Annotated in this window: 12 protein-coding genes and 2 tRNA genes; 13 read left to right on the forward strand and 1 reads right to left on the reverse strand. The window is 53.2% G+C overall.

Going from position 1 to position 15355, the window contains the following annotated elements; translation table 11 throughout:
* Positions 1-85 precede the first annotated feature (85 nt).
* The 4 genes from folP (at position 86) to ACWWFX_RS08415 (ending at position 2923) form a co-directional block, all read left to right on the forward strand.
* On the forward strand, positions 86-934 hold the full coding sequence (gene folP, locus ACWWFX_RS08400; RefSeq protein WP_473223578.1) for a dihydropteroate synthase: 849 nt from the start codon (positions 86-88) through the stop codon (positions 932-934).
* Positions 927-2264 carry a phosphoglucosamine mutase gene (gene glmM, locus ACWWFX_RS08405; protein WP_276220943.1) on the forward strand — a complete coding sequence of 446 codons (1338 nt, stop codon included), beginning with the start codon at positions 927-929 and terminating at the stop codon, positions 2262-2264. The genes folP and glmM overlap by 8 nt, the downstream gene beginning before the upstream one ends.
* Positions 2265-2493: 229 nt before the next feature.
* Complete coding sequence (secG, locus tag ACWWFX_RS08410) at positions 2494-2823, forward strand: preprotein translocase subunit SecG (RefSeq protein ID WP_015962861.1); 330 nt, start codon at positions 2494-2496, stop codon at positions 2821-2823.
* 13 nt (positions 2824-2836) lie between these two features.
* Positions 2837-2923, forward strand: a tRNA-Leu gene (locus tag ACWWFX_RS08415).
* A gap of 305 nt (positions 2924-3228) precedes the next feature.
* Here the strand turns inward: ACWWFX_RS08415 and argG are convergent.
* Positions 3229-4572 carry an argininosuccinate synthase gene (gene argG / locus ACWWFX_RS08420; protein WP_149463986.1) on the reverse strand — a complete coding sequence of 448 codons (1344 nt, stop codon included), beginning with the start codon at positions 4570-4572 and terminating at the stop codon, positions 3229-3231.
* 337 nt (positions 4573-4909) lie between these two features.
* On the opposite strand from argG, the gene ACWWFX_RS08425 reads away from it, so the two are divergent.
* The 9 genes from ACWWFX_RS08425 (at position 4910) to nlpI (ending at position 15275) form a co-directional block, all read left to right on the forward strand.
* A tRNA-Met gene (locus ACWWFX_RS08425) sits at positions 4910-4986 on the forward strand.
* Positions 4987-5193: 207 nt separating this feature from the next.
* Positions 5194-5646, forward strand: coding sequence for a ribosome maturation factor RimP (gene rimP / locus ACWWFX_RS08430; RefSeq protein WP_015962865.1), 453 nt, complete (start codon positions 5194-5196; stop codon positions 5644-5646).
* A 27-nt stretch (positions 5647-5673) separates the two neighbouring features.
* A complete protein-coding gene (gene nusA / locus ACWWFX_RS08435) occupies positions 5674-7161 on the forward strand; it encodes a transcription termination factor NusA (protein ID WP_276220935.1) in 1488 nt (495 codons plus the stop codon).
* A gap of 24 nt (positions 7162-7185) precedes the next feature.
* A complete protein-coding gene (gene infB, locus ACWWFX_RS08440; protein WP_276220933.1) occupies positions 7186-9870 on the forward strand; it encodes a translation initiation factor IF-2 in 2685 nt (894 codons plus the stop codon).
* 161 nt (positions 9871-10031) lie between these two features.
* Positions 10032-10433, forward strand: a complete 402-nt coding sequence (gene rbfA / locus ACWWFX_RS08445; RefSeq protein ID WP_015962868.1) for a 30S ribosome-binding factor RbfA — start codon at positions 10032-10034, stop codon at positions 10431-10433.
* Positions 10433-11377, forward strand: coding sequence for a tRNA pseudouridine(55) synthase TruB (truB, locus tag ACWWFX_RS08450; protein ID WP_473223579.1), 945 nt, complete (start codon positions 10433-10435; stop codon positions 11375-11377). The genes rbfA and truB overlap by 1 nt, the downstream gene beginning before the upstream one ends.
* A 150-nt stretch (positions 11378-11527) precedes the next feature.
* A complete protein-coding gene (gene rpsO / locus ACWWFX_RS08455) occupies positions 11528-11797 on the forward strand; it encodes a 30S ribosomal protein S15 (protein ID WP_015962870.1) in 270 nt (89 codons plus the stop codon).
* 346 nt (positions 11798-12143) lie between these two features.
* Positions 12144-14279: a polyribonucleotide nucleotidyltransferase gene (gene pnp / locus ACWWFX_RS08460; protein ID WP_276220927.1), complete on the forward strand. Its 2136-nt coding sequence runs from the start codon at positions 12144-12146 to the stop codon at positions 14277-14279.
* 111 nt (positions 14280-14390) lie between these two features.
* Positions 14391-15275, forward strand: coding sequence for a lipoprotein NlpI (gene nlpI / locus ACWWFX_RS08465; protein ID WP_149463982.1), 885 nt, complete (start codon positions 14391-14393; stop codon positions 15273-15275).
* Positions 15276-15355 lie beyond the last annotated feature (80 nt).

The following is a 15355-nucleotide window of genomic DNA, read 5'->3' on the forward strand; positions in this document are numbered from 1 at the left end:
TGATAACGTAGCATCACCTGAAACCCTGAGGCTTGCCTCAGGGTTTTTTTACATTCAAGACAAGAATCAATCGGAAGGATTAGCCATGAAACTCTTCGCCCAGGGCTCCACGCTGGATCTCTCTCACCCTCACGTTATGGGCATTCTGAACGTCACGCCGGATTCATTTTCCGATGGCGGAACGCACAATACGTTAGTGGAGGCGGTGAAGCACGCTAACCTGATGATTAACGCCGGGGCGACGATTGTGGATGTGGGCGGTGAGTCTACGCGCCCTGGAGCGTCTGACGTCAGCGTCGAAGAAGAGCTGGAGCGCGTGATCCCCGTCGTAGAGGCGATTGCTCAGCGATTTGAGGTGTGGATCTCCGTCGATACATCAAAACCGGAAGTCATCCGCGAATCTGCGCGCGTAGGCGCACACATAATTAATGATATCCGCTCGCTCAACGAACCCGGCGCGCTGGAAGCGGCAGCTGAAACCGGCCTGCCCGTATCCCTGATGCATATGCAGGGCAACCCAAAAACGATGCAGGAAGCGCCGAAGTATGATGACGTTTTTGCGGATGTGAATCGCTTCTTTATTGAGCAAATTGCACGCTGCAAAGCGGCAGGTATCGGAAAAGAGAAATTGATCCTCGACCCGGGGTTCGGTTTCGGTAAGAATCTCTCCCATAATTATGCATTACTGGCACGCCTGTCCGAATTCCATCATTTTGGTCTTCCGCTGTTCGTTGGAATGTCGCGTAAGTCGATGATTGGTCAGTTGCTGAACGTTGGGCCCACCGAACGTCTCAGTGGCAGCCTGGCGTGTGCGGTGATTGCCGCAATGCAGGGGGCGCATATTATTCGTGTCCATGATGTCAAAGAAACTGTAGAAGCGATGCGCGTGGTGGAAGCTACGTTGTCAGCGAAGGAAAACAAACGCTATGAGTAAACGTAAATATTTTGGTACCGATGGTATTCGTGGCCGCGTAGGCGATGCGCCAATCACCCCTGATTTCGTATTGAAACTAGGCTGGGCGGCCGGGAAAGTGCTGGCAAGCCATGGTTCACGTAAGATCATCATCGGTAAAGATACCCGCATCTCAGGCTATATGCTGGAGTCTGCGCTGGAAGCCGGCCTGGCCGCTGCGGGGCTCTCTGCGTCCTTTACTGGCCCAATGCCGACCCCTGCGGTGGCTTACCTGACGCGTACCTTCCGTGCCGAGGCAGGCATTGTTATCTCCGCATCGCACAACCCATACTACGACAACGGCATCAAATTCTTCTCCATCGACGGCACCAAACTGCCGGATGAAGTTGAAGAAGCCATCGAAGCTGAGCTGGAAAAAGAGATCAGCTGCGTGGATTCTGCCGAGCTGGGTAAAGCCAGCCGCATCGTGGATGCCGCGGGCCGCTATATTGAATTCTGTAAAGCGACCTTCCCGAACGAACTGAGTCTGAACGACCTGAAAATCGTGGTTGACTGTGCGAACGGTGCTACTTATCACATCGCGCCGAACGTATTCCGCGAACTGGGCGCGCAGGTTGTTGCCATCGGCTGTGAGCCGGACGGTGTCAACATTAACCAGGAAGTCGGCGCAACCGACGTTCGTGCCTTACAGGCGCGCGTACTGGCCGAGAAAGCGCATCTTGGCATCGCCTTTGATGGCGACGGCGACCGCGTCATCATGGTTGACCATGAAGGTAACAAAGTTGACGGTGACCAGATCCTCTACATCATCGCCCGTGAAGGGTTGCGTCAGGGCAAACTGCGCGGTGGCGCGGTCGGCACCCTGATGAGCAACATGGGTCTGGAAGTCGCGCTGAAGCAGTTAGGTATTCCGTTTGTACGCGCCAAAGTCGGCGACCGTTACGTGCTGGAAAAACTGCAGGAGAAAGACTGGCGCATTGGCGCGGAAAACTCCGGCCACGTCATCCTGCTGGACCAAACCACGACGGGCGACGGTATTGTGGCGGCATTGCAGGTCGTTGCAGCGATGGTACGCAACCATATGTCTCTGCATGACCTGTGCAGCGGGATGAAAATGTTCCCGCAGGTGCTGGTCAACGTCCGCTTCACTGCGGGTAGCGGCGACCCGCTGGAAAATGAGACCGTAAAAGCGGTGACGGCGGAAGTGGAATCCGCACTGGGCAACCGTGGCCGCGTACTGCTGCGTAAATCTGGCACTGAGCCGCTGATTCGCGTGATGGTCGAGGGCGAGGATGAAGCACAGGTTACTGCTTTCGCTAATCGTATTGCGGATGCGGTGAAAGCGGTCTGATACTGGCGATAAGTGATTAATAAGGCGGCGATTGCCGCCTTTCTTTTAGGGAAAATAGGCTTTTTTGCTGTTTTTTTCCGCAGTTGATACAATGCGATAAAATTGCCCTTGCGAAGGTGATTCGCTTTGGTTAGTATTCACACCCGCTTCAGTGGGAAACATTAAAAACGCCCACTTTAATTGGTCGAAGCAATTGGTATGCGGCAACTCCGCAAGGAACAGGTTGATTATGTACGAAGCTCTTTTAGTAGTTTTCCTTATTGTAGCGATTGGCCTCGTAGGTCTGATCATGCTGCAGCAAGGTAAAGGCGCTGATATGGGAGCCTCCTTCGGAGCAGGCGCTTCCGGCACGCTGTTTGGTTCAAGTGGTTCTGGTAACTTCATGACCCGCATGACCGCAGTTCTGGCAACGTTGTTCTTCATTATCAGTCTGGCGCTGGGTAACATTAACAGCAACAAGACCAATAAAGGAAGCGAGTGGGAAAATCTGAGTGCGCCGAAAACCGAGCAAACTCAGCCAGCTGCACCGGCTCAGCCGACCAGCGATATCCCACACTAAGAGTTGTATCTGTGCTGAGGTGGTGGAATTGGTAGACACGCTACCTTGAGGTGGTAGTGCCCTAACGGGCTTGTGGGTTCGAGTCCCATCCTCAGTACCAATATTCCGAAAAAAGACGCTGAAAAGCGTCTTTTTTTTCGTCTGTGACCCGTCCTGATAAGCGCAGCGCATCAGGCATTGTGCACGCGGCACAACCGCCGGATGGCGGCTTCGCCTTATCCGGCCTACAAATGTGCCAAACACCAAACACCAAACACCAAACACCAAACACCGCACGCTTCGTAGGCCTGATAAGCGAAGCGCCATCAGGCATCGTGCAAGCAGCAGAACCGCCAGACGGCGGTACAACCTACCCACAAAAAAAGCCGCTTACGCGGCTTTTTAGATGCATCGACAGAGACGCAATTACTTCCCTTTCTTCTCCAGATTCTCAACCTGCGGAACACCGCTGGCGGCTGAGGAAGAGAGCAGACCGGTTTTCGCATAACCAAACAACTTATCGCGCGTGTCGGTGATATCCAGATTACGCATAGTCAGCTGGCCGATACGATCTTCGGCAGAGAACATGGAGTCGCCTTTCTCCATAGTCAGACGCTCTGCTTTATAGGTCAGGTTGTCAGACACGGTATTCAGAATGGAGTAGTCGTTCCCGCGACGCAGTTCCAGCGTTACTTCGCCGGTAATCTGGCTTGCGACCCAGCGTTGCAGTGAATCACGCAGCATCAGCGCCTGAGAATCGAACCAACGGCCCTGGTACAGCAGACGACCCAACTGACGGCCATGCGCATGATACTGCTCGATGGTGTCTTCGTTGTGAATACCGGTCAGCAGACGCTCGTAAGCGATATGCAGCAGCGCCATCCCCGGAGCTTCGTAGATGCCACGGCTTTTTGCTTCAATGATACGGTTTTCAATCTGATCGCTCATGCCCAGACCGTGACGGCCACCGATACGATTCGCTTCCAGCATCATCTCCACGTCGTCACTGAAGGTTTTACCGTTCAGCGCGACCGGATGACCCTGTTCAAAACGTACGGTCACTTCTTCTGCCGGGATCTTCACGTTCTCGTCCCAGAACTTCACGCCCATAATCGGGTTAACGATTTTGACGCTGGAGTTCAGGAATTCCAGATCTTTCGCTTCGTGCGTCGCGCCGAGCATGTTGGAGTCGGTGGAGTAGGCTTTCTCAACAGACATCTTGTAGTCGAAGCCGCAGGAAATCATGAACTCAGACATCTCATGGCGACCGCCAAGTTCATCGATAAAGTCGCTATCGAGCCACGGTTTGTAAATCTGTAGTTCGGCGTTGGTCAGCAGGCCATAACGATAGAAACGTTCAATATCGTTGCCTTTATAGGTGCTGCCGTCGCCCCAAATGTTCACGCCATCTTCTTTCATGGCGGCAACCAGCATGGTGCCGGTAACGGCACGGCCGAGTGGGGTTGTGTTGAAGTAGGTCAGACCGCCAGTGGTATTGTGGAAGGCGCCACATTGAATAGCGGCAATACCTTCTGCAACCAGCTGCTTACGGCAGTCGATCAGACGAGCGTTCTCTGCGCCGTATTCCATGGCACGGCGTGGGATAGCGTCGTAGTCTTCTTCATCAGGCTGGCCCAGGTTTGCAGTATAGGCATAAGGCACTGCTCCTTTTTGTCGCATCCACAGCAGCGCCGCGCTGGTGTCCAGACCGCCGGAGAAGGCGATACCAATACGTTGACCTACCGGAAGATGCTTGAGAATCGTCGTCATAAAGTAAAACCCTGCTTTGATAGACTGATGGAGAAAACGCTTTTTCGCTCTCAGTGAATTTTTATGCAAAATAAATGAGTTTTCATTTAATCATCTTTTGCGCAATACCGGAAGTGCTTCGTGCGATTTTCAGTGAAAAATCCTTATCGCTTCGGCGTATCACTCCTGACACATTACCGCCAGTGATACTGCTTGTCCGCTGCATAGAATGTGAGGTTGACAGGATGTTACTTTCTTCCTTATACTACAGGCCGATTTTACGTCCCGTCCTCGGTACCAAATCCCAGCATTATTTGCATTTTTTACTCAAAACGCGTAAAATTTGCCACGTTTCAGGCGCGGGGTGGAGCAGCCTGGTAGCTCGTCGGGCTCATAACCCGAAGGTCGTCGGTTCAAATCCGGCCCCCGCAACCACTTTCCCTTAGAGTTCTTTTTCAAATATACTGTGAAGACTTAGGCCTTCGTAGCTGGATTTGAAAAAAATTCTTTCGGAAGGTTCTCCAGGCCGCAGTTGCGGCTATAGGGTTCAGTTATCTAAAGCCCCGATTTATCGGGGTTTTTTGTTATCTGACTACAGAATAACTGGGCTTTACGCCCTTTTTTTATGTCTTGGGGGTGGGTTTGTCCACATTAGAGCAAAAATTAACAGAGATGATTACGGCACCAGTTGAAGCCCTGGGCTACGAACTGGTCGGCATCGAATTTATTCGCGGTCGCACATCCACACTGCGCATCTATATTGATAGTGAAGATGGCATCAATGTTGATGATTGTGCTGATGTGAGCCACCAGGTAAGCGCGGTAATGGATGTAGAAGATCCGATTACTGTGGCTTACAACCTGGAAGTTTCCTCTCCGGGCCTCGATCGTCCTATGTTCACCGCGGAACACTACACGCGTTTCCTGGGTGAAGAGGTGACGCTGGTCCTGCGCATGGCGGTTCAGAACCGTCGTAAATGGCAGGGCATTATCAAAGCGGTAGACGGTGAAATGATCACTGTGACAGTCGAAGGCAAAGATGAAGTGTTCGCGCTGAGTAACATCCAGAAGGCGAACCTGGTTCCCCACTTTTAACAGTCTGGATTGAGGTGAAAGGCCCCGATGAACAAAGAAATTTTGGCTGTTGTTGAAGCCGTCTCCAATGAGAAAGCGCTGCCGCGTGAGAAGATTTTCGAAGCGCTGGAAAGCGCGCTGGCAACGGCTACTAAGAAAAAATACGAGCAAGAAATTGACGTTCGCGTAGAAATTGATCGTAAGAGCGGCGATTTCGACACATTCCGTCGTTGGGTGATCGTTGAAGAGGTCACGCAGCCGACTAAAGAAATTACCCTGGAAGCAGCACGCTACGAAGACGAAAGCCTGAACGTGGGTGAGTACGTTGAAGACCAGATCGAATCTGTGACCTTCGACCGTATCACCACCCAAACGGCGAAACAGGTTATCGTCCAGAAAGTTCGTGAAGCTGAACGCGCAATGGTCGTTGATCAGTTCCGCGAGCACGAAGGTGAAATCATCACCGGCGTGGTGAAGAAAGTGAACCGTGACAACATCTCTCTGGATCTCGGCAACAATGCTGAAGCCGTTATCCTGCGTGAAGATATGCTGCCGCGTGAGAACTTCCGTCCAGGCGACCGTATCCGTGGTGTACTTTATTCCGTACGTCCGGAAGCGCGTGGCGCACAGCTGTTCGTCACGCGTTCCAAGCCGGAAATGCTGATCGAACTGTTCCGCATTGAAGTGCCAGAAATTGGCGAAGAAGTTATTGAAATCAAAGCAGCCGCTCGCGATCCAGGTTCTCGTGCGAAAATCGCCGTGAAAACCAACGATAAGCGTATCGATCCGGTGGGTGCTTGCGTGGGTATGCGCGGTGCGCGTGTTCAGGCCGTTTCGACAGAACTGGGCGGCGAGCGTATCGACATCGTTCTTTGGGACGATAACCCGGCGCAGTTCGTGATCAACGCAATGGCGCCGGCGGATGTCGCGTCTATCGTGGTCGACGAAGATAAACACACTATGGATATCGCTGTTGAAGCGGGCAACCTGGCGCAGGCGATTGGCCGTAACGGTCAGAACGTGCGTCTTGCCTCGCAGCTGAGCGGCTGGGAACTCAACGTGATGACCGTTGATGACCTGCAGGCGAAGCATCAGGCTGAAGCGCACGCAGCGATCGATACCTTCACCAAATATCTCGATATTGATGAAGATTTCGCGACAGTGCTGGTTGAAGAAGGCTTCTCCACGCTGGAAGAACTGGCCTACGTGCCAATGAAAGAACTGCTGGAAATCGACGGTCTTGATGAAGACACCGTTGAGGCACTGCGCGAACGTGCTAAAAACGCACTGACCACTCTGGCACTGGCCCAGGAAGAAAGCCTCGGTGATAACAAACCGGCTGACGATCTGCTCAACCTTGAAGGGCTGGATCGTACAATGGCATTCAAACTGGCAGCTCGTGGTGTTTGTACGCTGGAAGATCTCGCTGAACAAGGCGTTGATGACCTGGCTGATATCGAAGGTTTAACTGACGAGAAAGCCGGCGAGCTCATCATGGCCGCCCGTAATATTTGCTGGTTCGGCGACGAAGCGTAATAAACTGTAGCAGGAAGGAACAGCATGACAGATGTAACCGTAAAAACGCTGGCCGCAGAGATACAGACCTCGGTGGATCGCCTGGTACAGCAATTTGCTGACGCTGGTATCCCGAAGTCTGCTGATGACTCTGTGTCCGCACAAGAGAAACAAACTTTACTGGCGCACCTGAACCGTGAAAACGGTTCTGCGCCGGACAAATTGACCCTGCAGCGCAAAACGCGCAGCACGCTCAATATCCCAGGTACCGGCGGTAAAAGTAAGTCGGTACAAATCGAAGTCCGCAAGACACGCACCTTTGTGAAACGCGATCCGCAAGAGGCTGAACGCCTGGCCGCGGAAGAGCAGGCGCAGCGTGAAGCGGAAGAGCAAGCCCGTCGTGAAGCTGAAGAAGCAGCGAAGCGCGAGGCGCAACAAAAAGCCGAACGTGAGGCCGCAGAACAAGCTAAGCGTGAAGCCGCTGATAAAGCGAAACGTGAAGCTGCGGAAAAAGACAAAGTGAGCAATCAACAAGACGATATGACTAAAACTGCCCAGGCTGAGAAAGCCCGCCGTGAAAGTGAAGCTGCTGAGCTGAAGCGTAAAGCGGAAGAAGAAGCACGCCGCAAGCTTGAAGAAGAAGCGCGCCGCGTAGCGGAAGAAGCCCGCCGCATGGCAGAAGAAAACGAGAAAAATGGCGTGAATAACGCTGAGCCGACTGAAGACACCAGCGACTATCACGTCACCACTTCTCAGCATGCTCGCCAGGCTGAAGATGAAAACGACCGTGAAGTTGAAGGTGGTCGTGGCCGTGGTCGCAACGCGAAAGCGGCGCGTCCGGCGAAAAAAGGCAACAAACACGCTGAATCTAAAGCCGATCGTGAAGAAGCGCGTGCCGCTGTTCGCGGTGGTAAAGGTGGAAAACGTAAAGGTTCTTCTCTGCAGCAGGGCTTCCAGAAGCCAGCGCAGGCGGTCAACCGTGACGTTATCATCGGCGAAACCATCACCGTTGGCGATCTGGCTAACAAAATGGCCGTTAAAGGTTCTCAGGTCATCAAAGCGATGATGAAACTGGGCGCAATGGCGACCATCAACCAGGTCATCGATCAGGAAACCGCACAGCTGGTTGCCGAAGAGATGGGCCACAAAGTTATCCTGCGTCGTGAAAACGAGCTGGAAGAAGCGGTAATGAGCGACCGTGACACGGGTGCTGCGGCTGAACCGCGCGCGCCGGTTGTGACCATCATGGGTCACGTTGACCACGGTAAAACCTCTCTGCTGGACTACATTCGTTCAACGAAAGTGGCCTCTGGCGAAGCGGGCGGCATTACTCAGCACATCGGTGCATACCACGTTGAAACTGACAACGGTATGATCACCTTCCTGGATACCCCAGGCCACGCCGCATTTACCTCTATGCGTGCTCGTGGTGCGCAGGCAACGGATATCGTTGTTCTGGTTGTTGCAGCAGACGACGGCGTGATGCCGCAGACCATCGAAGCTATCCAGCACGCGAAAGCGGCGCAGGTTCCGCTGGTTGTTGCTGTGAACAAAATCGATAAGCCAGAAGCAGACCTCGATCGCGTTAAGAACGAACTCTCCCAGTACGGCGTTATGCCGGAAGAGTGGGGCGGTGAAGCACAGTTCATCCCAGTTTCTGCGAAAGCGGGTACCGGTATTGATGACCTGCTGAACGCCATCCTGCTGCAGGCTGAAGTTCTGGAGCTGAAAGCGGTTCGTAAAGGTATGGCGAGCGGCGCGGTTATCGAATCCTTCCTGGATAAAGGTCGTGGTCCGGTTGCTACCGTTCTGGTACGCGAAGGTACTCTGCACAAGGGCGACATCGTTCTGTGTGGCTTCGAATATGGCCGTGTTCGTGCGATGCGTAACGAACTGGGTCAGGAAGTGCTGGAAGCAGGTCCGTCCATTCCGGTGGAAATCCTCGGTCTGTCCGGTGTTCCGGCTGCCGGTGATGAAGTGACCGTTGTGCGTGACGAGAAGAAAGCGCGTGAAGTTGCACTGTATCGTCAGGGTAAATTCCGTGAAGTTAAACTGGCTCGTCAGCAGAAATCTAAACTCGAGAACATGTTCGCCAACATGACCGAAGGCGAAGTTCACGAAGTGAACATCGTGCTGAAGGCAGACGTACAGGGTTCAGTAGAAGCGATTTCCGATTCCTTGCTGAAACTGTCTACCGACGAAGTGAAAGTGAAGATCATCGGTTCTGGCGTAGGTGGTATCACCGAAACCGACGCCACGCTTGCTGCGGCTTCCAACGCCATCCTGGTTGGCTTCAACGTCCGTGCTGATGCCTCTGCGCGCCGCGTGATCGAAGCAGAAAGCCTGGATCTGCGTTACTACTCCGTCATCTATAACCTGATCGACGAAGTGAAAGCAGCGATGAGCGGCATGCTGTCTCCGGAACTGAAACAGCAGATCATCGGTCTGGCTGAAGTGCGTGACGTGTTCAAATCACCGAAATTCGGTGCGATCGCGGGCTGTATGGTTACCGAAGGTCTCATCAAGCGTCACAACCCAATCCGCGTTCTGCGCGACAACGTGGTTATCTATGAAGGCGAGCTGGAATCCCTGCGCCGCTTCAAAGATGACGTTAACGAAGTCCGTAACGGCATGGAATGTGGTATCGGCGTGAAGAACTACAACGACGTTCGCGTTGGCGATATGATCGAAGTGTTCGAGATCATCGAGATTCAGCGTACGATTGCCTAAGGTTGATTGGGTGTAGGCCGGATAAGGCGTCACGCCGCATCCGGCAGCCGTTGCCTGATGCGACACTCGCGCGTCTTATCAGGCCTACGTGAACAGCCCTTTCCACCTGAGATTAATTTTAAAAGGGGCTTTTGGCCCCTTTTTTGTCTGGAGAATTTATTATGGCGAAAGAATTTGGTCGCCCGCAGCGCGTGGGCCAGGAGATGCAAAAAGAGATCGCACTCATCCTGCAGCGCGAAATTAAAGACCCGCGTCTGGGCATGATGACGACCGTTTCCGGCGTGGAAATGTCCCGTGATCTGGCCTATGCCAAAGTGTTTGTTACCTTCCTGAACGACAAAGATGAAGCTGCCGTAAAAGCAGGCATCAAAGCGCTGCAGGAAGCATCCGGTTTCATCCGCTCGCTGCTGGGCAAAGCCATGCGTCTGCGTATCGTGCCGGAACTGACCTTCTTCTACGACAACTCGTTAGTTGAAGGGATGCGCATGTCCAACCTGGTGACTAACGTGGTTAAGCATGACGAAGAACGTCGTGTGAACCCGGACGACAGCAAGGAGGACTGATGAGTCGTCCTCGTCGTCGCGGTCGTGATATCCACGGCGTATTGTTGCTGGACAAACCGCAAGGTGCATCCAGCAATGATGTGCTGCAAAAAGTAAAACGTCTCTATAACGCGAACCGCGCCGGGCATACCGGGGCGCTGGATCCGCTGGCGACCGGCATGCTGCCGATTTGCCTTGGGGAAGCGACCAAGTTTTCCCAGTATCTGCTGGATTCCGATAAGCGTTATCGCGTCATCGCACGATTGGGCCAGCGTACCGATACGTCCGATGCCGACGGTCAGATTGTCGAAGAGCGCCCGGTGACCTTCACCGATGCGCAGCTGGCTGAGGCGCTGGAGAGTTTTCGTGGCGATACCCAGCAGGTGCCGTCAATGTATTCGGCGCTGAAGTATCAGGGCAAAAAGCTCTACGAATACGCCCGCCAGGGCATTGAAGTACCGCGTGAAGCGCGCCCGATTACCGTGTATGAACTGCTGTTTATTCGCCACGAAGGCGATGAACTGGAGCTGGAAATACACTGTTCGAAAGGCACCTATATTCGCACCATCATTGATGACCTGGGTGAAAAGCTCGGCTGCGGCGCGCACGTCATTTTCCTGCGTCGTCTGGCGGTGAGTAAATATCCGGTTGAACGGATGGTGACCCTGGAACAGTTGCGTGAGTATGTCGAGCAGGCTGAACAGCAGGGTATTCCTGCCACCCAACTGCTGGACCCGCTGCTGATGCCGATGGATAGTCCAGCTTCGGACTTCCCCGTCGTCAATATTCCATCCGTCGTGGCGGCGTACTTTAAGAACGGTCAGCCGGTGCGCGCCTCTCAGGCGCCAGCCAGCGGATTAGTCCGCGTCACTGAAGGCGACGACGCGAAATTTATCGGCATGGCTGAAATCGATGATGAAGGCCGCGTCGCACCGCGTCGCCTGGTGGTGGAATACCCCGAGTGAGGTAATTGCCTCTCTTGCGATAACAGGCCGCTACGAGTAGAATGTTGCGGCTTAACGCCTGCGTAATTGTTTAACAATTGGCAAGCGTTATCTCAGGGCTGCTGAATTAGAGATCGGCACCCTTTCATTCTTTTAAATTTGGAGTTCAAAATGTCTCTAAGCGTTGAAGCTAAAGCACAAATCGTTTCTGAGTTCGGTCGCGATGCGAACGACAGCGGTTCTACCGAAGTTCAGGTTGCTCTGCTGACTGCACAGATCAACCACCTGCAGGGTCACTTTGCAGAGCACAAAAAAGATCACCACAGCCGTCGTGGTCTGCTGCGCATGGTTTCTCAGCGTCGTAAACTGCTGGACTACCTGAAACGTAAAGATGTTGCACGCTACACCGCGCTGATCGAGCGTCTGGGTCTGCGTCGCTAATTCTGGCGAGTTTCAGAAAGAGGGGCCTTTATGGCCCCTTTTTTCCACCAGATGTCAGCTATTTAAGAGAAAATGTACCCGAAAAAAGTAGCGCTTAAGCGAAAGCCAGTGTGCCACGTAAATGAATTTACAACGCACTTTGCTAACGCAGCGGTATTTTGAAAGATAACGGGTATAATGTATTGTTGTTGTACATGTTCTTCATTGCAGAGGTTCGCGCGGCTAATGAGAGGCTTCACCCATGAAGGGTTAGGGTTGTCATTAGTCGCGAGGATGCAAAGAAGATCGGGTTCCAATGTCGGCACGCCTGAAGGTGTGCTGCCACTTAATAAGAAAGGATAGAATTTTGCTTAATCCGATCGTTCGTAAATTCCAGTACGGCCAACACACCGTAACCCTGGAAACCGGCATGATGGCGCGCCAGGCAACTGCCGCTGTTATGGTTAGCATGGATGACACCGCGGTATTCGTTACCGTTGTCGGCCAGAAAAAAGCGAAACCAGGCCAGGATTTCTTCCCGCTGACCGTTAACTATCAGGAGCGTACCTACGCTGCTGGTCGTATCCCGGGTAGCTTCTTCCGTCGTGAAGGCCGTCCAAGCGAAGGCGAAACCCTGATCGCGCGTCTGATTGACCGCCCGGTTCGCCCGCTGTTCCCGGAAGGCTTCGTCAACGAAGTTCAGGTTATCGCGACCGTTGTGTCCGTAAACCCGCAGGTTAACCCAGACATCGTGGCAATGATTGGTGCATCCGCTGCGCTGTCTCTGTCCGGTATCCCGTTCAACGGCCCAATCGGCTCTGCACGTGTAGGTTATATCAATGACCAGTACGTACTGAACCCGACTCAGGACGAGCTGAAAGAAAGCAAGCTGGACCTGGTTGTTGCCGGTACCGAAGCCGCTGTACTGATGGTTGAATCCGAAGCAGAACTGCTGAGCGAAGACGTTATGCTGGGCGCAGTTGTCTTCGGTCACGAACAGCAGCAGACCGTTATTCGTGAAATCAACGAACTGGTTAAAGAAGCCGGTAAACCACGTTGGGACTGGCAGCCAGAAGCAGTAAACGACGCGCTGAATGCACGCGTTGCTGCGCTGGCAGAAGCTCGTCTGAGCGACGCTTACCGCATCACCGACAAACAAGAGCGTTATGCTCAGGTTGACGTGATCAAATCTGAAACCATCGCAACGCTGGTAGCTGAAGACGAAACTCTGGACGCTAACGAGCTGGGCGAAATCCTGCACGCTATTGAGAAAAACGTTGTTCGTAGCCGCGTACTGGCAGGCGAACCGCGTATCGATGGCCGTGAAAAAGACATGATCCGTGGTCTGGACGTGCGCACTGGCGTTCTGCCGCGTACTCACGGCTCCGCGCTGTTCACCCGTGGTGAAACTCAGGCGCTGGTTACTGCTACTCTGGGTACCACCCGCGATGCGCAGAACCTCGACGAGCTGATGGGCGAGCGTACTGACAACTTCCTGTTCCACTACAACTTCCCTCCGTACTGCGTAGGTGAAACCGGTATGGTCGGTTCTCCGAAGCGTCGTGAAATTGGTCACGGCCGTCTGGCGAAACGCGGCGTACTGGCAGTGATGCCGGAACTGGACAAATTCCCGTACACCGTTCGTGTGGTTTCTGAAATCACCGAATCTAACGGTTCTTCTTCCATGGCTTCCGTGTGTGGCGCGTCTCTGGCGCTGATGGACGCAGGTGTGCCGATCAAAGCCGCCGTTGCGGGTATCGCGATGGGTCTGGTGAAAGAAGGCGACAACTTTGTTGTTCTGTCTGACATCCTGGGCGACGAAGACCACCTGGGCGATATGGACTTCAAAGTAGCGGGTTCCCGCGACGGTATCTCTGCGCTGCAGATGGATATCAAAATTGAAGGTATCACCAAAGAAATCATGCAGGTTGCTCTGAACCAGGCTAAAGGTGCGCGTCTGCACATCCTGGGCGTGATGGAACAGGCGATCAACGCGCCGCGCGGCGACATCTCTCAGTTCGCACCGCGTATCCACACCATCAAGATCAGCCCGGACAAAATCAAAGACGTTATCGGTAAAGGCGGTTCTGTTATCCGTGCCCTGACCGAAGAAACCGGCACCACCATCGAAATCGAAGATGACGGTACTGTGAAGATCGCTGCGACCGACGGTGAGAAAGCGAAATACGCTATCCGTCGTATCGAAGAGATCACTGCAGAGATCGAAGTGGGTCGTATCTATAACGGTAAAGTGACCCGTATTGTAGACTTTGGCGCATTCGTTGCCATCGGCGGCGGTAAAGAAGGTCTGGTGCACATCTCTCAGATCGCTGACAAGCGTGTTGAGAAAGTCACTGATTACCTGCAGATGAATCAGGAAGTACCGGTTAAGGTTCTGGAAGTTGACCGTCAGGGCCGTATCCGTCTGAGCATCAAAGAAGCAACCGAGCAGTCTCAGCCTGCTGCCGCACCGGAAGCTCCGGCCGCGGAACAAGGCGAGTAAGGTTTGCCGTTTTGCCCTCTGCGCAAGCAGGGGGCAATTTTACCTGGCGGGATGCCTGTTTGCAGCCGGGGGACAGGACGTTCATCCAATTGTTGTCTTCGGGAGTGGGAAATGAAGCCTTTTTTGCGCTGGTGTTTCGTAGCGACAGCACTCACGCTGGCAGGATGCAGTAATTCTGCCTGGCGAAAGAGTGAGGTCCTCGCGGTACCATTGCAACCGACTTTACAGCAGGAAGTGATTCTGGCACGCATGGAACAAATTCTTGCCAGTCGGGCTTTAACCGATGACGAACGCGCACAGCTTTTATATGAGCGCGGAGTGTTGTATGATAGTCTCGGTCTGAGGGCACTAGCGCGTAACGATTTTTCGCAAGCGCTGGCAATCCGACCAGATATGCCTGAAGTATTCAATTACTTAGGCATTTACTTAACGCAGGCAGGCAATTTTGATGCTGCCTATGAAGCGTTTGATTCTGTACTTGAGCTTGATCCAACTTACAATTATGCGCACTTGAACCGCGGCATCGCGCTTTATTACGGTGGCCGTGCAAAATTAGCGCAAGATGATCTGCTGGCGTTTTATCAAGACGATCCCAATGATCCCTTCCGTAGTCTGTGGTTATTCCTCGCTGAGCAGAAGCTCGATGAGAAGCAGGCAAAAGACGCGTTGAAACAACGCTTCGATAAATCGGATAAAGAACAATGGGGATGGAACATTGTCGAGTTCTACTTAGGCAACATTGACGAAAAAACGTTAATGGAGCGCCTGAAGGCGGACGCAACGGATAACACCTCGCTCGCTGAGCATCTCAGTGAAACCAACTTCTATTTAGGTAAGTATTACCTAAGTCTTGGGGACAAGGACAGCGCTACGGCACTGTTCAAACTGGCGGTTGCTAACAACGTTCATAACTATGTTGAGCACCGATACGCATTGTTGGAATTATCGCTCCTGGGCCAGGACCAAGATGACCTGGCAGAATCGGACCAGCAATAGCTGACGACTACATCAGCCCGTAATCTTTTTGATTGCCATCACCTTCGCGGGTGAGGGCGTTGTTGTTCGTTAATACACCT

Source organism: Pseudocitrobacter sp. 2023LY-00077 (assembly GCF_055796175.1).